The organism is Alcaligenes sp. GCM10023179, from assembly GCF_042653705.1.
GTDB classification, from domain to species: domain Bacteria; phylum Pseudomonadota; class Gammaproteobacteria; order Burkholderiales; family Burkholderiaceae_B; genus Alcaligenes; species Alcaligenes phenolicus.
The window spans coordinates 573,947-594,803 of record NZ_JBHSIQ010000001.1; the positions used below are offsets into that span (position 1 = coordinate 573,947).

Below are 20,857 nucleotides of genomic sequence, written 5' to 3' on the forward strand. Positions count from 1 at the left end.
GAAATCCATCGCTTGGCGTGTAAATAGAGAAAATGCCAGGAGTAGGGCGGTTGGCTTAACCGCGTCTTCCGGGCATTTTGGGGTTCAGTCCTGGAGTCTAGATCCTGGACCTGTGTAGCACGATCAGTCTGGGGCAAACCTCTCGTCGTAAATATGGGTGCCGTCGGCAATATCTTGCTCGATATGCTCTTTGCGGCTTTCTTCATCCAGCCAGGATTGCAGCTGATAGACCAGATCCTGTGTACCGACACCGGTCAGGGCGGAGATACCAAAGACCGGGCCTTCCCAGTTCAGCTCTTTGAGCAGGCGGGCTTTCAGGTCTTCCGGGTCCGAGACCATGTCCAGCTTGTTCAGAACCAGCCAGCGTGGCTTGGCGTACAGCTCTTCGCTGTACAGACGCAGTTCTTCAACAATGGCACGGGCCTCTGCAGCCACTTTGGCTACAACATCCTCGTCCGGGTCCAGGCTGGATACGTCCAGCAAATGCAGCAAGATACGGGTGCGAGTCAGGTGGCGCAGGAACAAGTGTCCCAGGCCGGCACCTTCGGAAGCGCCCTCGATCAGGCCAGGAATATCGGCCACTACAAAGCTGTGGGCTTCGGACGAACGCACCACACCCAGGTTGGGGTGCAAGGTGGTGAAGGGGTAATCAGCAATGCGAGGCTTGGCGTTGGAAATGCGGGTGATCAGCGTGGATTTACCGGCGTTGGGCATACCCAGCAGACCGACATCAGCCAGCACCTTCAGTTCCAGACGCAGCTTGCGATGCTCGCCTTCCTTGCCGTAGGTAAATTGACGCGGGGCACGGTTCACACTGGATTTGAAGTGCAGGTTACCTAAACCACCGGCGCCGCCTTGGGCCAGGGTTATTTTTTCGCCATGACGCTTCATGTCAAATAGCTGCTCGCCGGTTTCTGCGTCAAAAATCATGGTGCCAACGGGCACACGCAGGGTGATGTCCTCGCCACCCGCGCCATATTGGTCGGACCCACGGCCGTTTTCGCCGTTGCGAGCGCGGTGCAGGCGGGCGTAGCGGTAGTCGATCAAGGTGTTGACGTTACGGTCGGCCTCGGCATAAATGCTGCCACCGCGTCCACCGTCGCCGCCATTGGGGCCACCTTTTTCAATAAATTTTTCTCGGCGGAAACTGGCAGCGCCGTTTCCACCTTTGCCTGCGACCACTTCAATGGTCGCTTCGTCTACGAATTTCATGGTGATGAGTGCTGTATAGGTCCAGGGGCCGCAGAACCGTATGGGCTGCTGGTCTGGGAGCAGACCATTTTAAACAAAAACCCCAATTGCTTAGTGTATAGGAGATTGGCTTATCTGCCGGTATGTGCCGTGATAGTGGCCGATTTTTAATCTCTTGCTGTGGCCGTAGGGAGACTGGCTAAGCCGGGTGGGCGGGTTTGGGCGATGGCGGGTTGGCCATGCATAAAAAAAGCCCTGCCTAGGGCGGCAGGGCTTTTTCGCAGCGAGTACGCTTTGATCGGGTGGCTTATTCGCCAGCAACGACCGAAACGGTACGCTTGTTCAGAGCACCAGTGATGGAAAATTTAACTTTGCCATCGACCAGGGAGAACAGGGTGTGGTCTTTGCCAATGCCCACGTTCACGCCGGGGTGAAACTGAGTGCCGCGCTGACGAACAATGATGCCGCCAGCCGAAATTACCTGACCGCCGTAGACTTTAACGCCCAGACGTTTGGCCTGTGAGTCACGGCCGTTCCGCGTAGAGCCGCCGCCTTTCTTCTGTGCCATTTCTTTAGCTCCTAGATGAAGAAAATACCAAATTCGCTTTTAGCAACAACTTAGGCGTTGATCGCTTCGATGCGGATTTCGGTGTAGTTTTGACGATGGCCTTGCGTTTTGCGGTAGTGCTTGCGACGGCGCATTTTGAAAATCTTGATTTTGTCGTGACGGCCTTGCGCAAGAACAGTAGCCTTGACCACAGCGCCAGCAACGAAAGGAGCACCGATTTGCAGTGCTTCACCTTCGCCGACGGACAGAACCTGGTCAAGCGAAATTTCTTGCCCAATGTCTGCCGGTATCTGTTCTATTTTGAGTTTTTGGCCAGCAGTAATGCGATATTGCTTACCGCCGGTTTTTATAACCGCGTACATAGGGAATCCCTTAAAGAGTCAAACAGGCATCGCGTAAAAGGCCAATAACAGCCCGCTGTAATGCCATCTAACATAAAAAAATCTTGACACGCAAAATGCCAAGCAAAAAATAATAGGGCAAAAAGGCTTTGCTGTCAATGGCTTGGGCCTTCTCCTGTCTGTATTTTGCATCCAATCCTTTCGTTTTTCACTGGGTAGGCAGGGGAGGCCCCTTGTCTTCGGGTCGTAAAGAACGTGTGAGGGGACCTGCCTCGCCCAGAACAGGGCATATCGCTAATTTGTTACATTTCTCCTCAATCTGTGGCCTTTGAGTGGCTCGCCTTCCGCTACGGTAGAGCTGTTGCGTTCACAGAAGCGTAAGTCATTTATTTTTCGGACCTACTAAGGGGAAACGTATGAATAAGGACACGATCGAAGGCAAATGGAAACAACTGGCCGGTAAAGCCCGCAGCGTCTGGGGCGAAATTACGGATGATGAGTGGGCCAAGGTGAAAGGGGATGCCACGCAATTGGCCGGTCTGGTGCAAGAGCGCTATGGCCGTACCCGCGAAGAGGCGGAGCGCGAGGTTAAAGACTTCTACGACAAGTACGACCGTTAGCGGGTGGGAACCTTTTTTTGTCTGTAGGTATTTCATGAGCTGTCGTTGAGATGGCCCGTCAGACAAGGTGCTGTCCCTGTACGTACTGATGATGAGGAGAATCGTATGCTTTACTACGCCGTAATCTTTTTTATTGTAGCTATCGTGGCTGCTGTGCTGGGTTTTGGTGGCATTGCCGCTGGTGCTGCTTCGATTGCCAAGATCCTGTTTGTCGTGTTCCTGATTCTGGCGGTGCTCTCGCTGGTCAAGGGCATGGGCAAGAAATAGAACAAGCCCGCCAGTGGCGGGCTTGTCCGTAAGGAAAAACCGTCTCCACCGATTGGGTGGAGGCGGTTTTTTTTATCAGGAGCGGTAGTCCGCGTTGATAGTGACGTACTCGTGCGAGAAGTCGCAGGTGTAAACCGTTTCGCTGTGTTGGCCACGGCCCAGAGAAACACGTACCAGAATTTCGGCTTCCTGCATGACGCGCTGGCCATCTTCTTCCTGGTAATCGGGGTTGCGGCCACCGTCCACGGCCACCAGCACATCTCCTAGCCACAGACGCAATTTGCTCACGTCCAGATCGCTAATGCCGGCGTAGCCAATGGCGCACAGAATACGGCCCAGGTTCGGGTCGGAGGCAAAGAAGGCTGTTTTCACCAGAGGTGAGTGAGCGATGGCGTAAGCCACTTTCAGAGCTTCTTCGCTGGAACCGGCGTCATCAACCTGAATGGTCATGAACTTGGTGGCGCCTTCGGCGTCACGCACAATTTTCTGGGCCAGTTCGCGCGAGGCGTCGACCAGGGCATCCAGCAAGGTGTTGTAGTTCGGGTCTGCAATCGACTCTACCGTGACACCGCTTTGGCCGGTTGCCATGATGATGAAGGAGTCGTTGGTGGAGGTGTCGCCATCAACCGTAATGCGGTTGAAAGAGCGGTCCGCTGCCAGACGGCACATATCGCGCAGCAGTTCGGGAGCAATACCGGCGTCCGTAGCCAGGTAACCCAGCATGGTGGCCATATTGGGGCGAATCATGCCCGCGCCCTTGCTGATGCCGGTCAGTGTGATGGTTTTACCCGACAACTGGATTTGACGAGACACGATTTTGGGTTGCGTGTCGGTGGTCATGATGCTGTGAGCAGCATTGAACCAGTTGTTGTCGGCCAGATCGCTCACCGCCGCAGGCAGAGCGCCCAGCAGGCGATCCATGGGCAGAGGCTCCAGAATCACGCCGGTGGAAAAGGGCAACACTTGCTGGGGCAGGATGTTCAGCAGGCGCGCGGTTTCCGTGCAGGTTTGCTGTGCTTTTTCCAAACCAGCCTGACCTGTGCCAGCGTTGGCATTGCCGGTGTTGATGACCAGGGCGCGGATGCCATCGTGCGTAGCCAAGTGCGCTTCGCACACTTGTACTGGAGCAGCACGGAAACGGTTGGTGGTGAACACACCGGCCACGCTGGTGCCGGGGGCCAATTCAAACACGGTCAGGTCGCGTCGGTTGGCCTTGCGAATACCGGCTTCGGCAATACCGATTTTGACACCGGCAACGGGGTGAATATCAGATTCAGAGGGAATGAACAGATTGACGGCCATGACGCGATCCGAAAAACAATGTTAAAGGCGGCTCAAAGCAGTAATGATACTTGCTTTGAGCCGCCTGAGCATATCTTTGGTCGCGCCGGAGCGCTTAGCTTTCGCGAGCAGCCATGGCCACGTTGTTGCGAGTGATCAGCTTGAGTTCGCCCAGGGCTTCAAACAGGTTGACGCGCGCTTTTTCCGACAGGTTGGCAAACATCTCCTGTAGCCACTGCTCGTGGGAGGCCGCCATTTTCTTGAACTGGCGCTTGCCCTTGGGTGTCAGGCGGATCAGGGGGCTGCGACGGTCGGTGAGCACCTTGATGCGTTCGACCAAACCTTCTTTTTCCAGCTGATCGGTAATGCCCGTGATATTGCCGTTGGTGACCATCAGGTGACGGGACAGCTCGCTCATTTTCATGCCAGCGGGCTGACGCTGCAATTGAGCCATCAGGTCAAAACGGGGCAGTGTGGTCGTGTGCTCGGTACGCAGGCGACTGCGAATTTCGCCTTCAACCAGATTGGTGCAGGCCATCAAGCGCAGCCACAGGCGGGTGTCGAAGTGGTCGTCGCTATGGGCACGGCTTTCCAAGTCGGGAGCGGCATCGGCGACGGCGGAAGCGGGGATATCGTTCATGATCATAGATAGCTTGCCTTAATGGTGCATGTCCAAAATGTTTAGCTTTGAAGGACGCAGACCGCAGCCATGAGCAAGCTGGGTTAGCTTGGTGGGTATCTTAGGGGCTGGCTCGAAGTTTGACATTGCGACAGATCAAAGTAAATTCGTTTTTAAGCTTAAATTAATCAACTTGATAGAAAGCACCGGCAAAGCAGGCAAAGCATTGGGTAAGGAAATGCAAACTCTTGTCTGCTATTTACTTTTAGGGCCACGGCTTTGAATAATCTTCGGACGGCGCTCTAACTTTGATCCGACACGATAAGCTGGCTAAATTCAAGTGATTATTTAGTTGAAGTATAAGGCATTTGCCTCTGTATCGCCTGTTCGCTTAATCACTTTTCTGCTTTTTTTGATACTTTTTTTGTTTCAAAAATAATGTCTTCCGTAATTTTTCTTAATTGAAAAAAATGCATGCAGAAGATCGATTTATTTCTTATATCCTGAAATTCATTATTGAATTTTGCGTTGCGCGGGCAAGGGCCTCAGCGGAGCCTGGATCAGTCTAGGATACCCCTTGAAACAGCGGAGGATGATGCGCTACTGCGGATAACCCGTAGTCGGGATTGCTGATACTGGAGCATTTTTTTTGCTAATATCCTTTAGAACTAAACAATATAGACCTTGCCAATTTGGCTGGCGCCTTTGATGGACCAAGGTCTACGCCTGAGTGGGGCGTAATCTACGCAGGAGATAAGGATGGAACGTTCAGCGCACCTTGATACCTTTGCACGCGACAATCTGCCACCCATGGAGTGGTGGCCAGAGATGTTGCTGGAAGGCAATCCGGATGTGGACTATCCCGCTCGTCTCAATTGTGCCGTGGCGCTGTTGGGAGAGCAGGTAGCAGCGGGGCATGGTGATCGCGTGGCTTTGCAGTGGGCACAGGGCGATGAGAATCGCAGCCTGACCTACAAGCAGCTGGACGTGCTGACCAACCGTATTGCTCATGTTCTGGTTGAGGACATGAAGCTGGTGCCCGGCAACCGGGTTTTGCTGCGTGGTCCCAATAACCCCATGATGGCCGCCTGCTGGTTGGCCAGCATCAAGGCCGGTCTGGTCACGGTTCCCACCATGCCTTTGTTGCGGGCGGTGGAACTGAAGACGATTCTGGACAAGGCCGAGATTCATGCTGCCTTGTGTGACGAGCGCCTGCGTGAAGAGCTGGAACACTGCATGGACTCCACGCATGATTCCTACACGCCTGCTCTGAAGCAACTGTTGTGCTTTAACGATGAAAGCGCCAAGGGTCTGGAAGCCTTGTTGGCTGACAAGCCCGAAGAGTTCACCGCTTGCGATACGGCGGCTGACGATGTTTGTCTGATCGCTTTCACCAGCGGTACGACCGGCCAGCCTAAAGGTTGCATGCACTTCCATCGTGATGTGCTGGCAATGTGCGATACCTTCTCGCGTCACGTACTGCGTTTGACCCCGGATGATGTGGTCTGCGGTACGCCTCCTTTGGCCTTTACCTTCGGCCTGGGCGGTCTGCTGTGCTTCCCGCTGCGTGTGGGTGCATCCACTGTCCTGCTGGAGCGTCTGACGCCTTCCGATCTGCTGGGCATGATTGATCGCTTCAAAGTGACCATGAGCTTTACCGCACCCACCTTCTATCGTCAGATGGCTGGTTTGGTGGATCGTTACTCCTTGGCCAGCTTGCGTGCCACCGTGTCGGCAGGCGAAGCCTTGCCAGATGCGACGCGTCAGCTTTGGAAGCAGGCCAGCGGCATCGAGATGACAGATGGCATTGGTGGCACGGAAATGATTCACGTGTACGTGTCCAGCCCACCTGAAAAAGTGCGTGCTGGTGCCATTGGCCAAGTGGTGCCCGGTTATGTCGCCACGATTCTGGACGATGATCTGAATCCGGTGCCAGTCGGTACGGTAGGCCGTTTGGCCGTAAAGGGGCCGACAGGCTGCAAGTACCTGAACGACGAGCGTCAGAAGCAGTTTGTTCAGGGCGGTTGGAACTTCCCTGGCGACACCTTCAAGATGGACGAGGACGGCTACTTGTATTACCAGGCTCGTAACGACGACATGATTGTTTCCTCGGGCTACAACATTGCCGGTCCTGAAGTGGAAGGCACCTTGCTCAAGCACGAGGCTGTGGCCGAGTGTGGCGTTGTAGGTGCCGCCGATGAAGAACGGGGCCAGATTGTGCAGGCCTTCATTGTGCTCAAGCCTGGCTTTACCGGAAACGATGAGCTGAAAAAGAAGCTGCAGGATTTTGTGAAAGAGAACGCAGCGCCGTACAAGTATCCACGCGCCATTGAGTTCGTGACTTCCTTGCCTCGTACCGAGACAGGGAAGTTGCAGCGTTTTGTCTTGCGGCAGATGGCGCAAGACTGATTGTTCACAGCATAAAAAAAGCGGGCATATAGCCCGCTTTTTTGTGTCTGGTGCTTTTAGTTTTTGAAGGTGGCAAAAACTTCGCGTGCCGCTTGCACAGTGGCGTCGGTAATGTCCGGGGTGTGCTGCACCGAAACAAAACCTGCTTCAAAGGCCGAGGGTGCGAAGTACACACCCTTGTCCAGCATGGCGTGGAAGAACTGCTTGAAGCGCTCGATGTCGCCAGCCGACACTTGGGCCAGGGAGGTGGGCACGGTTTCGCTGAAGTAGATACCGAACAAGCCGCCCTGGTGGTCTGCCGTAAAAGGTACGCCTGCTTCTTTTGCAGCGGCCTTCAAGCCCTGGATCAGCTTGGCGGTGTTGGCTGTCAGGGTGTCGTAGAAACCGGGTTGAGCCAGTTTCTTCAAGGTTGCCAGGCCAGCGGCCACAGCAACAGGGTTACCGGACAGGGTGCCTGCCTGGTAAACGCCACCGACGGGAGCGACGCATTGCATGATGTCGCGACGGCCACCGAAAGCACCGACGGGCATGCCGCCGCCAATCACCTTGGCCAGGGTGGTCAGGTCAGGACGAATGCCGGTCAGGCCTTGCACGCCTTGAGGGCCAACACGGAAGCCGGTCATGACTTCGTCAAAAATCAGTACGGCACCGTATTCGGTACACAGTTCGCGCAAGCCTTCCAGGAAGCCGGGGGCTGGGCGCACCAGGTTCATGTTGCCGGCAAAAGGCTCAACGATAATGCAGGCGATTTCGCTGCCTTTCTGTTTGAAAGCATCGCGCACGGCGTCCAGATCGTTGTAGTCCAGCACCAGGGTGTGGCCGACAAATTCGGCTGGCACGCCTGCAGAGGTGGGGTTGCCAAAGGTCAGCAAGCCGGAACCGGCTTTGACCAGCAAACTGTCAGCGTGGCCGTGGTAACAGCCTTCAAACTTGATGATGGTGTTGCGGCCGGTAAAGCCACGGGCCAGACGAATGGCGCTCATGGTGGCTTCGGTGCCGGAGCTGACCAGACGCACTTGCTCGATGGACGGCAGCATTTTGGTCAGGGTTTCAGCCAGCACGACTTCGCCTTCGGTAGGCGCGCCGTAGGACAGGCCGTGTACGGCGGCTTCCTGTACGGCCTTGATAACGTCCGGATCGGAGTGGCCCAGAATGGCCGGTCCCCAGGAACCCACGTAGTCCGTGTATTGCTGGCCGTCTGCATCCCAGATGTAAGGGCCCTGAGCGCGTTCGATAAAGCACGGGGTGCCGCCCACGGAACCGAAGGCACGGACGGGCGAGTTGACGCCGCCGGGGATGACTTTGCAGGCACGTTCAAAAAGTTCGGAGTTACGGGACATGAGGCAAGAATCCAGATGTGAAAAGGTCAAGGCCAGGCAAGGGGTCAGCGCATAAAGCGCGATGAGTCCTGGGCGTGAAAGTAGTCGGTAAAGCGTTGCGCCGTGGCGCGTATATCGCTGGTTTCAAACAGGCTGCTGATAACGGCAACGCTATCGACCCCTGCTTCCAGCAGTTCGGGCATTTTCTCGGGTGTGATGCCGCCAATCGCAACAATGGCAGCACGTCGTCCCTCGTGTTCTTGTTCTTGGCAAAGCAGTCGAGCTTGTCGCAAGGTGTTCAGTTCAGCCGGGGGGGCTTCGGGTTTGACGCTGGAAGGGTACATGGCACCAAAGGCAATGTAGTCTGCATCGTCTGCCAGGGCCTGGCGAGCCAGATCCAGACTGTTGTAGCAGGAGCGTCCCAGCAGGGCTTGCGGCCCCAGTGCCTGACGGGCCTGGGTCAACTCGCCATCGCTTTTACCCAGGTGCGCGCCTTGCACGTCAAACTCTTGCGCCCAGCTCCAGTGATCGTTCACCAATAGCGGCAGATCCAAAGACAGGCACAGCTTGATCAACTCTTTGAGTTGTTGCTGGCGGATTGGTTCCGGGCCGTTCTTGCGACGGAATTGCAAGACCTGCAAACCCCCTTCGTGAGCGGCACGCACTGCGTTCAACAAGCGGGCGGTGTCGTCCCATTCGGGAGTAATGCCGTATAGACCGGCAGGAAAGCGCAGGGTGGTGGCGTCAGTCATTTTGGGGAGCAACAGGGTTGAACAGGCGGTGGCCCATACCGGGCTGGAAGGTGTCACTGGCACGTGCCTGCAGGTGCAACAAGGCTGATTCTACCGCGTTATCCAGCTCGTGGCCTTGAGCCAGAAAGCTCAGGCAGGCGGTAGCCAGCAAACTGTCTATGTCCTGCTGACGCAGGCCGCCATCCAGCGGCATGCTGTAGTCCAGACGACCGTGATGTCCCTGAAAGCGCGTATGCCATTGTCCGGCAGCACCGGGGACGCCGGTGACCAGTACGGCATTGGCTCCGTTATTCAACAAGGTTTCCACGGCATCGGGGGTGTCGCCCAGCAGCTCGTCGGCCTGCCAGCGCTCCAGGCTGGGGTGGTCGATCAATAATAAGGAGCTCAGGGGCAGGAGCAGGCGTAAACTGGCATCAAGAGCATCGTCCGCATCCAGTTCGTCCAGGCCGGTGGGCATGGCGCTCAGGTGCAGGACCAAGGGCAGTTCAGGGTAGTCGGAGCAAAGCTCGGCCACCATGCTGGCGATTTCAGGACTGTAGACAGGACCGCACTTGATGGCCTGAATGTTCATGTCCTCCAGCAAGCAGCGCGCCTGGTCGTCGGCAATGTCCTCTGCCAGGGTCTGAATGTTTTCTTGCTGCGCGCTATCGCGCACCAGCAAGGCGGTGGGCACGCTGACGATATGGCAGCCCAGATGAGCGCCAGTGATGGCATCGGCGGGCAGGTGGGCACCGCCGCTGGGATCATAAGGAGCCAGCACGAGCGCCAGAGCAGGACTTGAATTTTTGATTTCAGCAGCCATCTTGTCTTGGTTACCCATGCAGGGCCGGCAAGGCTCTGGATGTCACGGGTTGAGTAATTTAGTAATATGAACCCCATTTTAATGGATTGCCCCGATTTGCACGCGGATCGGACTATGTTTACAAATACAGTAGGAATACTATGCGTACGTGGATGTGCCTGATTTGCGGCTGGATTTATGATGAAGAAGCAGGTTTGCCTGAGGAAGGCATTGCGCCGGGCACACTCTGGGAAGACGTCCCTCCGAACTGGGTCTGTCCCGAATGCGGCGCTCGTAAGGAAGACTTCGAAATGATCGAGGTGTGATCATCTCAAGTTCCAAGGTGGTTTGTTTTGACGGGAGGTGTGTATGAGTGCCACTAGCCAGTCCCCGCTAATCCAAGAAAGCGCTGATCTAACGCACCACCTGTTACTTGCCATGCCCGGTGTGGTTTCGGGCAGCTTGGCCGACACGGTGATTTATGTCTGTGAACATAATGAACAAGGTGCCTTGGGCCTTGTTATCAATCGACCAACGGATCTGAGCCTGGTTGAGCTGCTGTCTCGTATCGAGGTGGATGTGGAAAACCGGGCTGATCTGGCCGCGACTTCTGTCTACTTCGGTGGACCGGTGCAAACGGATCGCGGCTTTGTTCTCCATGATTCCGATAAAACCTATACCTCCAGTCTGGGGGTAGGTGATCTGACTCTGACTACTTCGCGGGACGTGCTGCAGGACGTGGCCCAAGGCCAGGGGCCAGTGCATATGCTGGTCACGCTGGGTTATGCCGGTTGGGCTGCGGGCCAGCTGGAAAGCGAGATGGCCGACAATGCCTGGCTGAGCATCAAGGCTACCCATGAAATCCTGTTTTCTACCCCGGTTGGGGAGCGCTATGATCGCGCCCTGGCCTTGCTGGGAATCAGTCCTTTTACCCTGACAGGTGCTGCGGGCCATGCCTGAACACGAAACACCGTCAATGGTCAGCTCGGCGCAAACCTTGCTGGCCTTTGACTATGGCCTGAAAAAAATTGGCGTGGCGCTGGGCAACACCTTGACGCGCCAGGCCCGCCCTTATACGATTTTGCGGCCCGTTACACGGGAACAGCGCTTTGCGGCTATCGAGGCTTTGCTCAAGGAATGGCAGCCCGATCGCGTCGTGGTAGGTTTGCCTTTGACCCTGGATGGTGGCGAGCAGTATGCTTCGCTGCGGTGTCGGCGTTTTGCCAACCAACTGCACGGTCGCTATGGCGTTGCAGTAGACCTGGTCGATGAGCGGGGCTCCAGCATGGAGGCTCAAGAATTGCTGGGCAATAATGACGATGATGATGCCATGGCAGCTTGCGTGATCCTGCAGCGATATCTGGACAGCCTGCCACCGGCCTGAGCTCTCTACAAGGTTGCAGCCTTTTGATTAGTTTATTTCGTTTTAGTTGGCGCGCTGTCGCTCTGATTGTGTGGATCGTGGTCGGCTTGTTAAGCGTCGGTCTGCTTTTTCCGGTATTGCGTCCAGGCGGGCGCCGCGTCATGGTGTTGCGCATGTCGCGCCTCTTGATGCTGATCTGCGGCGTGCGTGTACTGCAGCACGGCCAGGCTGTTCAGGATCGCTCCGTGCTCTATGTGTCCAACCATATCTCCTGGTTGGACATTTTTGTACTCAACAGCGTGCGTAGTACCTCTTTCATTGCAAAAAGCGATATTCGCCGTTGGCCAGTGATTGGCTGGCTGGTGGCGGGTGCAGGGACGGTTTTCATTGAGCGCGGGCAGCGTCGTGCCATTCAGATTGTCAGCCAGCAAATGGCTGTGTGCTTTGAGCGTGGTGATGCCGTAGGTCTGTTCCCTGAAGGCACCACTTCAACCGGACTGGATGTACAGCCTTTCCACGCCAGTTTGTTTGAGACGGCTATCAGCCTGAATGTGGATATTCAGCCGGTGGCTCTGGTATTTGAGCAGAAAGGTCAGCGCAGTGAGCGCTTTGCCTTTGTGGGCGAGCAGTCTCTGGTTGGCAATATCTGGGTTCTGCTCAGTGCGCGTAATGTCTCTGTGCACTGCCATTTTCTGGACCTGATGCCGGCTCAATCCTGTACGGAGTGGGGACGTTCGCAAACGGCACAAACAGCTCGTGAACAGATCCGTGCGGTCGTGTGCCCCGAGGCCGTCACTGTCGAGGCCTGATGGCTTTAGCCCGGTTTCTTGCTTTCCGGGCAGTGAATCTGAACCAGATGCCGGTCTTGCAGGCGTACAGCACTAAGCTGGCGACCCCAGACGCAGCCGGTATCCAGACTGATCACGGTAGGCGTGTTCAGCAAGCCCAGCGTAGACCAATGTCCAAAAATAATAGGGACCTGGGCACAGGCGCGATTCGGCATTTCATACCACGCTAGCAAGCCGGACTCGGCATCCGGCGCACCCTTGTGCTTGAAGTCCATGCGGCCATTCACATCGCACATGCGCATGCGGGTCAAGGTGCTGACAATGGCGCGCAGGCGATCGTAGCCTTGTAACCCAGCATCCCAGCGATCCGGGTTGTTGCCGAACAATTCAATAATCTTGTCTTGCCAGTCATCCGCACGTAACAGTGCTTCCAGCTCGTGGGCGTATTCCAGCGTTTGCTCCGGGCTCCAGTCGGGGTGCACTCCGGCATGTACCATCAGATGGTCATGCTCATAATGAGCCAGCGGTTGGTGTCGCAGCCAGTCCAGCAACTCTTGTGCGTCCGGCGCGGCCAGCAGTTCCTGCAAGGTATCCTGCTTGCCGGGCTTGCGCACCCCGGCAGCGACTGCCAGACAGTGAATGTCGTGGTTGCCCAGTACACAGACGGCGCGATCGCCCAGAGAACGAATCAGGCGCAACGCTCCCAGAGAGTCCGGGCCACGGTTGACCAGATCGCCTGCAAACCAGAATTTGGCCTGGCTGTCGGCCGCAACATCAGGATGGCTGAGCAAGCTGTCCAGGGGGCGGCAGCAGCCTTGAATATCACCAATCGCCCAGATGGCAGGGGAAGTAGCTAAGGACATGATTTAGTTGGTTGTGCTGGAGTTGCGACGACGCCGGTTGTGCCGGTTTTCCATCATGATAAGAGCACTCAAGGCCATGGCCATGGCGATCAGGTTCGGAACCAGAGCGGTGACCCACGGCGCCAGATTGCTGAGCATGGCCACGTTTAAGGCCAGCTGATTGATCATGAAAAAGCCCACGCCCAGCAAGATACCGGTAAAGACCTTGGTGCCCACACCGCCGTGGCGGGTCTGCATGAAGCCGATAGGCGCAGCAATGGTAATCATGACCAGCAAGGTAAAGGGGTAAGCGACTTTGCGCCACAGGGCCACAACCTGACGTTTGGTCTGCAGCTTGTTCGCGTCCAGGTAGCCGATGTAATCCTTCAGGTCCAGAATGGACATGCGCTCGGGGGTCACGACGCGTGCAATCAGTCGATCCGGCGTTAGCGTGGTGGTCAGCGTCAAGGTGGGGCGTTTTTCAATTTTGACCAGCGCTTGATCAGGTGCCTTATCCTGTGACAGAGCCGTGTGGGCCTGCTCATTGACTTGGGTCTCGGTAACGTCCTGTAAGTCCAGCTGGTTCTTGTGGAACTGTCCGCTGGGCGCTTGAGTCATTGCACTCAGGCGCTGCCCATCCGCGAAGTCGAACACGCTGACATCGCTTACTTTGCCATCGCCCTGCAGGTTGGCAATATTGATGATGCGCACCCCGCCACTGTCATTGCTCTCCTTGAACCAGTAGCCACTGTCCAGACGGCCGCCACCGGAACGTCCCAGCAAGGCCATGCCTTGCTCACTGGATTTGATCTCGGCCATGGGGGTGACATACTCGGACAAAACAAAGGCCCCCCCTACCAGGGGCAGGGTAATGGTCCAGAGCATCAGCATCATGTGCAGGCCGCTAACGCCTGACGCACGCAAAATTACCAGCTCATTGCGCTGAGCCAGACTGGCCAGGGCCAGGGTGGCACCAATCAACAGGCCAATGGGCAGCAGGTCGTACAGACGGGTGGGCAGCTCCAGGGCCTGGATGTAAAACAGATTCATCAGGGTGAACTTGGAACCGACCTTGTCCAGCTCTTCAATCAGGGCGAAAAAGGTGAACAGGCCAAGCAGGGCAATCAGCACCACGGCGCTGGAGCGATAGATTTCGGAAGCGAGATAGCGGCGTGCGGTGCGCATGAAAATAGGGCCCAGGAAAGACGTGGCTAGCTTAACAAAAATGCGGATTGCAGTCAGGGAATAGCGACTTGTCGCATACGTTGACTGATAGTGCGCGTGCGCGATTGCAAATAGGGGCTGTTACGGTTTTTGTCATAGTAGGCCGGGTTGGGCAACATGCCCGCCAGACGGGCGGCCTGCATGGCACTGAGCTTGGCCGCATCAACCTTGAAGTAGTGGCGTGCCGCCGCCTGGGCACCAAAAACGCCTTCTCCCCATTGAGCTACGTTCAGGTACAGCTCCAGGATGCGCTCCTTGCTCATGACGGTTTCAATCATATAGGTCAGAATCAATTCCTGACCTTTGCGCAGATAACTGCGTGATTCCGATAGAAACAGATTCTTGGCCAGTTGCTGGGAAATGGTAGAACCACCACGACGGCGGGTAGAGCCCTTTTCCGACTGGCGACGGTTGTATTCCCAGGCTTTGCGAATGGCATCCCATTCGACCCCCGAATGGTTCAGGAAGTTCGAATCTTCGGAGGCAATCACTGCGCGTTTCAAATTGGCGCTGATCTTGTCGTACGGCACCCATTGATAGCGCAGTTCGGCATCCGCATTGGCGCTGCGCAACTGGCCCTGCTCGGCCGCCATGAAGGTGGTCATGCGGGGCGGCACCACGCTGTACCAGAGCACCATCAGAAACAGGGCGATCTGATAAAGCAGAACACCAGCGGCCACGGCCAGAACGGCCAGGCCAGCCAGTTTCCAGGGATGGGCCAGAAGGCGACGCACGTCAGATTTGTCCGATGTCCTGGCGCAGCTGGGCCAGTACGGGTTCGACATCGGCCTCTACGCCGTGCCAGATCTGAAAGCTGGCGGCCGCTTGGCCTACCAGCATGCCAAGGCCATCTTTGCTATGTGTGGCACCGGCTTGCTCGGCGGCACGCATGAAGGCAGTGGGTTCGCTGGCATAAAACATATCGTAGGCCAGAGAGTTGCTGCGATAACGGGCATCTGGCAGTTCGGGCAGATTCTGGTTCAGGCTGGCCGAGGTGGCATTGATCACAATGTCCCAGTCGCCACAATGATCGTCCAGACCGCCCGCGCTCAGGCGGCGGGAGGCATCCGGGTCCAGAGCAACGACCTGCTCACGAATGTCGTAGGCTTTGGCGCTGGTGCGGTTGATGATGTGCAGCATTTCGCAACCGGCTTCCAATAAGGGGAACACCACTCCACGCGAGGCACCACCTGCACCGATCAGCAAGATACGCTTGCCTTCCGGGTTGTGGCCGACACGCAGCAGGTCCGAGCACAAGCCCACGCCATCGGTATTGCAGCCATGCAACTGTCCATCTTCCAGCCATAGCGTATTGACGGCTCCGGCCATGCGAGCGCGACGGCTCAAGCGTGGGCCCACCAGATCATAAGCCTGCTCTTTGAAGGGCAAGGTGACATTCAGGCCGCTGCCGTCCTTGAAAAACTCCTCCACGGTGGCGTTAAAGCCATCCAGTGGTGCCAGAATTCGCTCGTAGCTCAGGGCCAGATTGAACTGGCTGGCAAACTGCGTATGGATTTGTGGAGAGCGGCTGTGCTCGATAGGGTGACCAATAACGCCGTAGCGCTTGGCGGGAGTCGTGTCGGGCATGGTTAAGCGATGCTTGTCTTGTTGTGAGGTGTCAGCCCCAAGGCTGAAAGCGCATATTTTACCCTAGGGTCTGCTTTTGCCAGAGCTTGCTGTGGACAATACGATCTTATTGCACATCCGTGCCGTGCATACTGAGCCTGTCATGCGTAAAACTCCAGCTGCGGGTAATGACGAGTACATCCGCGCCAGGAGCCACTTGTTCGGGCAGGGGGGCGAAGGGGGCGGCCAGTTCCACAATGCGGCGGGCCGCCAGATTCAAGGCGGCCTGATCTGAAGGCTCAGTAATCTGGGCACGCAGCAGGCTGCCATCGCGCCGGATATAGACTGTCATTTGCAGCTGACCGTACAGTTGCTCGCCATTTTGCTTCGGATAGTGGCGGGTGCCGGTCTGCTCAATTTTTTGACGCCACTGATCCAGGTACTGGGCTTGTTCGCTGGCTTTGGCGCTGGGGCCTACATAGTGGTAGCGGGGTTGGCGTTGTTGTTCACGAATCTGCTCACGCAAAATCGCCAGTTGGCTATTTTGCACTTGTGGGTCCAGATCATGGTCGTCCGGGCCGGGCTCAATGGACGCGCCAATATATTCAAAGCTGGGTGTCGACAAAGGTGCCTTGTCCTGACTTTCCAGCTCGCCCAGCAGGCGCTGCTGTTCAGCTTCCAGGCTTTGCTGGCGTGCACGCAAGGCTTCCAGCACTAACTGATTCGGCAGATTGGGATCGGTCAGCGGCAAAGGATTGCTGGCTTGCCCTTGCTGATGCTCTCCGCCGCCATCCAGATTCAACTGCGCTAACAGTTGGGGACTTAACGGTGCCGAGTCGGTACTGAAATTGACCAGTGCTACATCCAGACTGTTGGCTGGTGCGGGCGAGGGCGCGCGAGCCGGCCAGAAGATCAGCAAAAGATGAATCAGTGCCGAAAGGGCGACCGCCAGCCACAAATAGTCTTTGGGCGCGTGGCGGCGGTCGAGCTTGGTCATGATCGTCAGTCAGCCGTGGCGACCGAGCGCAAACGGGCTTCCACCGTCAAAGCCAGTTCGTCGAAGGACAACAGATCCAGCGTGACTTCCTGACCACGTTCAAGTGCTGGCAGGCCGGGGACATGAAGAACCAGCGGCGCATTGCTCAGGCGCACCAGATCTTCCTTGATGAAGTTGGCCTGGACTTGCTTGATGTCGTTTTGTTGCAGCCAGCGCAGGCACCAGAAGCGCTCCAGAGACGACTGGTAGTCCGACCACTGGGTGTATTGCGATTCAAAGGCGCCAATAATGGCGTACAGATCCGCATCCTTGGGCTGGAAGGGGGCGGCCAGGCGTGCGGAGATGCCGTGCTCGGCCGCCGCCAGAATCTGGCCCTGATTGATCAGGTCCACATAACGGCGCAGAGGCGAGGTCGACCAGATGTATTGCGGCACACCAATGGATTCGTGCGGGCCGGGCGTGGTAGACATACGCGTACGCATGAACTGCTGGGAGCGGTAAATACCGGGCACATTGTGCTCGGCCAGCAAACCGCCCCACAGCTGATTGGCCAGAATCATGTATTCAGCTACCAGCAGGCTTAGCGGCGCATTGCGCACGCGTGGCACCAGACGAATGATGGAGTTTGGATCGTCGTGCGGGCCATCCAGCTCGAAGCTGTATTCCACACGGTTATTGTTTTCCGGTTTGCCTCGCACGGCTTCACGCTGGGCTGACAGTTGGCGCGAGAAGTTCCATAGCGGACGCAGCCATTGTGCATAGGGCAGTTCGGCGTTTTCGTCGGCCAGAGCTTCTTCGCTGATGAGCGGGTCCAGCTCGTGCTGGCGCAGGTTGCCCGCCACGGTAATGCGTTCCAGACGAGTCTGATGCGACAGGATTTCACCAGTGCTGATGTCGGCGTCTACATACAGCGACAGGGTAGGACGAGTCTGCCCTTGATCCAGGGAGAAATGCGCGATCAGCTCGGGCGGCAGCATAGGGATCTTGTAGCCCGGTGTGTATACCGTTGCCATGCGATTGCGGGCAATCTGGTCGATCTCGTTGCCACGAGCCAAGGCCAGCGAAGGCACGGCAATGTGAACCCCGATACGCAGGCGGCCCGGTTCCGGATGCTGGACGGACAGGGCGTCGTCAATTTCAATCGTATTGGCGTCGTCCACCGAGTAGGCGGTGACATCGGCCTCGGGCAGGTCCTGCCCCCAATTTTGCAGGGCAATCTCCGGAAAGCCTGTCCCTTTGGGGAAGTGCGCGGCCAAAAAGCGATGTTGATGCAAAATCAGTGGATTGGACCAGGCGCCCAGCGACAGCAGCAGCTTTTCCGTGCTGACACCCAGTTCTTTCTGGGCCTGATCAAACGCTTTCCACTCCAGCGTGTTCTTGTCTGGCTGAGTCAGGAAGGTGCTGGCTTTCTCGGCAACTTCGGGCGGCAGTTCGCCCTTGATCATCTGTTCGGCCCAGGTCTGGATCTGCTCTTGCTGCAGGCGTTTCTTTTCAATGGCGGCCAGAGCGGCTTGCAAAATCTCTGGCGGAGCAGGGCGGTACAGCCCTTTGCCACGACGGTGAAAGTAGGCGGGTGCGCTGTGCAGGGCAAAGATGGTGCCGGTTTTTTCGACAGCGCTGGGCGCGTGACCGAAATAATCCTGTGCCAGCGTGGACGCTTCAAACTCCTCCTGGGGGGCGCATTCCCATAAAAAATTGATATCCAGGGATTCGGCCAGCGCTTGGGCTTTTTCCAGCAGTTCTGCCGGGGCGGGCTGCTCGAAGGTAAATAGAACGCTGTTTTTCTTTATTTTGCTGCGTTTGCCAGACGCGGATTCCACCTGCATGGTGGTATCGCTGTCAGAAAATATTTTTTCTGCTTTGAAATTACCGCTGTCTTCAAAAAGGACGTACATGATTTTCCATCTGGATGGTGCTGGCCATCCGGTAAAGATAGTTAAGGTTGTTGCAGGGCAAAGCGCAAAATTTCGTCGATCCAGGGATCAAAGTCGGTCAGGCCGTGATCTCCGCCTTCCAGAATGTGACCTTGGCTGCCTTTGTACCAGTCCGCCATCTCGCGCCAGTTCAGGACTTCATCACCTTTGGCGGCCAGCAGGTAAAAGCGCTGGGGATCGCTGGGGCGTGGTACGTGAATGTCGTTAAGCTCATCCACATAGTCGGGCAGGAAGTGAAACGGGTCGGGCGAGTGATAACAGACATGCTCGCCCACCTGCGTAGCCAGATCGCGCCCTGCGTAGACCACCGGGTTAAGCAGCACGGCGCGGCTGTGATAGTGCTGCGCCAGGTGGCTGGCATAGTAACCGCCCAGCGAGGAGCCGATCACACACAATTGATCGGCGCTCATGCCCGCCTGCATTGCCGTGTCCACAATGCGCTTGCACATGGCAATGGCCTGGGCCGGGCTGGCGGGCAATTGCGGGCAGCGCCACAGGTGCAGCAAGCCCCTGTCCTGCATGGTTTGTTTCAGGCGCTGCGCTTTGTAGGACGAAGGCGAGGAACGAAAGCCGTGTAGATAGAGGATCATGGAGGCACCTGCTATATAGATAAGAGGGTCAGCGTGACAGTTGATCCAGCAGGCGCTGATGAATGCCGCCAAAGCTGCCGTTACTCATCACGACAATGGCATCGCCGGGCTGGCTGGCCTGAACAATGGCCTGAACCATTTTATCCAAATCATTCCACGCTGTGGCGCGATCCCCTAAAGGAGCCAGGACCTTGGCCGCATCCCAACCCAGCGCGTGCTTGCCCTGGGTCTCGCCGTAGCAAAAAACCAGGTCGGCATCTTCCAGCGAACCGGGCAGGCGGGCAGCCATGGCACCCAGCTTCATGGTGTTGGAGCGTGGCTCCAGCACGGCCAGAATTCGGGTGGCTTTACCTGTCTGGCTGCGCAAACCGGCTAGCGTAGTAGCAATGGCGGTAGGGTGATGGGCAAAATCGTCGTAGACGGTAATGTCATTGACCACGCCACGCACTTCCATGCGGCGCTTGATGCCGGCGAATTGGCTCAGTGCCGCGCAAGCCTGTTCAGGTTTGACGCCCACATGGTGGGCAGCGGCGATGGCGGCCAGAGCGTTCAGGCGATTGTGTTCGCCGGTCAGTGTCCATTGGACGATGCCTTGGGACTGGCCTTTGAACATCACGTCGAAAGAGGTGGCGCTGATTGCCTTGCTGTCCCAATCTCCGTCGGGGCCAAACTGTTCAACCGGCGTCCAGCATCCACGGGCCAGGGTTTCGTCCAGGCTGGGGGTGTGGGTAGGACGCAGAATCAGCCCGGTGGAGGGGATGGTACGCACCAGATGGTGAAATTGGGTCTGGATGGCGTGCAGATCAGGGAAGATATCAGCGTGATCGTATTCCAGATTGTTCAGGATGGCCGTGCGGGGGCGGTAGTGAACAAATTTGGAGCGCTTGTCGAAAAAGGCGGTGTCGTATTCGTCGGCCTCGATCACAAACAAGGATTGTTCTGGATTGAAGCGGGCCGACACACCCAGGCCGGGGGCCACGCCACCGATCAGGAAGTTGGGGGACAACTGGGCCTGTTCCAGGATCCAGCCCAGCATGGAGCTGGTGGAGGTCTTGCCGTGCGTGCCGGCCACGGCCAGAACGTGCTGCTTGTGCAGAATGTTCTCGCCCAGCCATTGCGGGCCGGATGTATAAGGCAGACCCTGATCCAGAATGGCTTCCATCAGAGGATTACCGCGCGTCACCACGTTGCCCACTATATAGAGATCAGGGGACAGCCTGGTTTGCTCTGCGCCAAAGCCTTCAATAAGCTCAATGCCTTGTTCTTCCAGCTGCGTGCTCATGGGCGGGTAGACCCCGGCATCGCAACCGGTAACCGTATGGCCAGCCGAGCGGGCAATCAGGGCCAGACCACCCATGAATGTGCCGCAAATTCCTAGTATATGTATGTGCATGACAATCCTCCG

General features: G+C 56.8%; 23 protein-coding genes. 7 read left to right on the forward strand and 16 right to left on the reverse strand.

The genetic code is table 11. The annotated features are described in order from the left end of the window. Window positions 1-123: 123 nt before the first annotated feature. The 3 genes from obgE to rplU all read right to left on the reverse strand — a co-directional run bounded on the left by obgE (window position 124) and on the right by rplU (window position 2,121). Window positions 124-1,212 carry a GTPase ObgE gene (gene obgE / locus ACFPDR_RS02535; RefSeq protein WP_009460564.1) on the reverse strand — a complete coding sequence of 363 codons (1,089 nt, stop codon included), beginning with the start codon at window positions 1,210-1,212 and terminating at the stop codon, window positions 124-126. Window positions 1,213-1,498: 286 nt separating this feature from the next. Next, window positions 1,499-1,759 carry a 50S ribosomal protein L27 gene (rpmA, locus tag ACFPDR_RS02540; protein WP_009460566.1) on the reverse strand — a complete coding sequence of 87 codons (261 nt, stop codon included), beginning with the start codon at window positions 1,757-1,759 and terminating at the stop codon, window positions 1,499-1,501. A gap of 50 nt (window positions 1,760-1,809) precedes the next feature. Next, a complete protein-coding gene (gene rplU, locus ACFPDR_RS02545; RefSeq protein ID WP_003801901.1) occupies window positions 1,810-2,121 on the reverse strand; it encodes a 50S ribosomal protein L21 in 312 nt (103 codons plus the stop codon). A 395-nt stretch (window positions 2,122-2,516) separates the two neighbouring features. On the opposite strand from rplU, the gene ACFPDR_RS02550 reads away from it, so the two are divergent. Both ACFPDR_RS02550 and ACFPDR_RS02555 read left to right on the forward strand, forming a co-directional pair. Continuing rightward, window positions 2,517-2,720 carry a CsbD family protein gene (locus tag ACFPDR_RS02550; RefSeq protein ID WP_009460568.1) on the forward strand — a complete coding sequence of 68 codons (204 nt, stop codon included), beginning with the start codon at window positions 2,517-2,519 and terminating at the stop codon, window positions 2,718-2,720. A gap of 105 nt (window positions 2,721-2,825) precedes the next feature. Beyond that, window positions 2,826-2,987 (forward strand): DUF1328 domain-containing protein, encoded by a 162-nt coding sequence (locus ACFPDR_RS02555; RefSeq protein WP_009460570.1) that lies wholly within the window; start codon window positions 2,826-2,828, stop codon window positions 2,985-2,987. Between the two features lie 75 nt (window positions 2,988-3,062). Here the strand turns inward: ACFPDR_RS02555 and argJ are convergent, their stop codons facing one another. Both argJ and ACFPDR_RS02565 read right to left on the reverse strand, forming a co-directional pair. Beyond that, entirely contained in the window at window positions 3,063-4,289 is a 1,227-nt protein-coding gene (gene argJ, locus ACFPDR_RS02560) for a bifunctional glutamate N-acetyltransferase/amino-acid acetyltransferase ArgJ (RefSeq protein ID WP_083054666.1), read from the reverse strand. 94 nt (window positions 4,290-4,383) lie between these two features. Next, window positions 4,384-4,914, reverse strand: coding sequence for a MarR family winged helix-turn-helix transcriptional regulator (locus ACFPDR_RS02565; RefSeq protein WP_376910454.1), 531 nt, complete (start codon window positions 4,912-4,914; stop codon window positions 4,384-4,386). A 732-nt stretch (window positions 4,915-5,646) separates the two neighbouring features. Here ACFPDR_RS02565 and ACFPDR_RS02570 point away from each other — a divergent pair. Beyond that, on the forward strand, window positions 5,647-7,296 hold the full coding sequence (locus ACFPDR_RS02570) for an AMP-binding protein (RefSeq protein WP_009460576.1): 1,650 nt from the start codon (window positions 5,647-5,649) through the stop codon (window positions 7,294-7,296). A 56-nt stretch (window positions 7,297-7,352) separates the two neighbouring features. Here the strand turns inward: ACFPDR_RS02570 and hemL are convergent, their stop codons facing one another. Genes hemL through ACFPDR_RS02585 form a run of 3 tightly spaced genes read right to left on the reverse strand, consistent with a single transcriptional unit; the run spans window position 7,353 to window position 10,187 of the window. Further along, window positions 7,353-8,636 carry a glutamate-1-semialdehyde 2,1-aminomutase gene (gene hemL, locus ACFPDR_RS02575; RefSeq protein WP_268378940.1) on the reverse strand — a complete coding sequence of 428 codons (1,284 nt, stop codon included), beginning with the start codon at window positions 8,634-8,636 and terminating at the stop codon, window positions 7,353-7,355. A gap of 44 nt (window positions 8,637-8,680) precedes the next feature. Then, window positions 8,681-9,367 (reverse strand): thiamine phosphate synthase, encoded by a 687-nt coding sequence (thiE, locus tag ACFPDR_RS02580; protein ID WP_022983601.1) that lies wholly within the window; start codon window positions 9,365-9,367, stop codon window positions 8,681-8,683. After that, window positions 9,360-10,187: a bifunctional hydroxymethylpyrimidine kinase/phosphomethylpyrimidine kinase gene (locus ACFPDR_RS02585; RefSeq protein WP_009460580.1), complete on the reverse strand. Its 828-nt coding sequence runs from the start codon at window positions 10,185-10,187 to the stop codon at window positions 9,360-9,362. Before ACFPDR_RS02585 ends, thiE begins: the two co-directional genes overlap by 8 nt. Before the next feature lie 122 nt (window positions 10,188-10,309). Here ACFPDR_RS02585 and ACFPDR_RS02590 point away from each other — a divergent pair, with 122 nt between their 5' ends. The 4 genes from ACFPDR_RS02590 to ACFPDR_RS02605 all read left to right on the forward strand — a co-directional run bounded on the left by ACFPDR_RS02590 (window position 10,310) and on the right by ACFPDR_RS02605 (window position 12,320). Then, window positions 10,310-10,474 carry a rubredoxin gene (locus ACFPDR_RS02590; protein WP_266123451.1) on the forward strand — a complete coding sequence of 55 codons (165 nt, stop codon included), beginning with the start codon at window positions 10,310-10,312 and terminating at the stop codon, window positions 10,472-10,474. A 112-nt stretch (window positions 10,475-10,586) separates the two neighbouring features. Continuing rightward, a complete protein-coding gene (locus ACFPDR_RS02595; protein WP_009460584.1) occupies window positions 10,587-11,108 on the forward strand; it encodes a YqgE/AlgH family protein in 522 nt (173 codons plus the stop codon). Between the two features lie 16 nt (window positions 11,109-11,124). Continuing rightward, entirely contained in the window at window positions 11,125-11,532 is a 408-nt protein-coding gene (gene ruvX, locus ACFPDR_RS02600) for a Holliday junction resolvase RuvX (protein ID WP_009460586.1), read from the forward strand. A gap of 23 nt (window positions 11,533-11,555) precedes the next feature. Continuing rightward, the gene (locus ACFPDR_RS02605) at window positions 11,556-12,320 is read left to right on the forward strand and encodes a lysophospholipid acyltransferase family protein (RefSeq protein ID WP_009460588.1); all 765 of its coding nucleotides are present in this window, start codon (window positions 11,556-11,558) and stop codon (window positions 12,318-12,320) included. Between the two features lie 5 nt (window positions 12,321-12,325). On the opposite strand, the gene ACFPDR_RS02610 is transcribed toward ACFPDR_RS02605, so the two are convergent. The 8 genes from ACFPDR_RS02610 to mpl form a co-directional block, all read right to left on the reverse strand. After that, window positions 12,326-13,162 (reverse strand): symmetrical bis(5'-nucleosyl)-tetraphosphatase, encoded by an 837-nt coding sequence (locus ACFPDR_RS02610; protein WP_022983600.1) that lies wholly within the window; start codon window positions 13,160-13,162, stop codon window positions 12,326-12,328. Between the two features lie 3 nt (window positions 13,163-13,165). Then, entirely contained in the window at window positions 13,166-14,326 is a 1,161-nt protein-coding gene (gene lptG / locus ACFPDR_RS02615) for an LPS export ABC transporter permease LptG (RefSeq protein ID WP_022983599.1), read from the reverse strand. Between the two features lie 53 nt (window positions 14,327-14,379). After that, entirely contained in the window at window positions 14,380-15,099 is a 720-nt protein-coding gene (gene mtgA / locus ACFPDR_RS02620) for a monofunctional biosynthetic peptidoglycan transglycosylase (protein WP_035275164.1), read from the reverse strand. A 1-nt stretch (window position 15,100) separates the two neighbouring features. Further along, the gene (gene aroE / locus ACFPDR_RS02625) at window positions 15,101-15,952 is read right to left on the reverse strand and encodes a shikimate dehydrogenase (protein ID WP_035270447.1); all 852 of its coding nucleotides are present in this window, start codon (window positions 15,950-15,952) and stop codon (window positions 15,101-15,103) included. A gap of 106 nt (window positions 15,953-16,058) precedes the next feature. Beyond that, on the reverse strand, window positions 16,059-16,928 hold the full coding sequence (locus ACFPDR_RS02630; protein WP_009460600.1) for an energy transducer TonB: 870 nt from the start codon (window positions 16,926-16,928) through the stop codon (window positions 16,059-16,061). A gap of 5 nt (window positions 16,929-16,933) precedes the next feature. Further along, the gene (locus ACFPDR_RS02635; protein ID WP_088452110.1) at window positions 16,934-18,823 is read right to left on the reverse strand and encodes a ribonuclease catalytic domain-containing protein; all 1,890 of its coding nucleotides are present in this window, start codon (window positions 18,821-18,823) and stop codon (window positions 16,934-16,936) included. A 41-nt stretch (window positions 18,824-18,864) separates the two neighbouring features. Next, window positions 18,865-19,452, reverse strand: coding sequence for a YqiA/YcfP family alpha/beta fold hydrolase (locus tag ACFPDR_RS02640; RefSeq protein ID WP_009460602.1), 588 nt, complete (start codon window positions 19,450-19,452; stop codon window positions 18,865-18,867). Between the two features lie 28 nt (window positions 19,453-19,480). Then, window positions 19,481-20,845 (reverse strand): UDP-N-acetylmuramate:L-alanyl-gamma-D-glutamyl-meso-diaminopimelate ligase, encoded by a 1,365-nt coding sequence (mpl, locus tag ACFPDR_RS02645; RefSeq protein WP_060186662.1) that lies wholly within the window; start codon window positions 20,843-20,845, stop codon window positions 19,481-19,483. Between the last annotated feature and the right edge of the window lie 12 nt (window positions 20,846-20,857).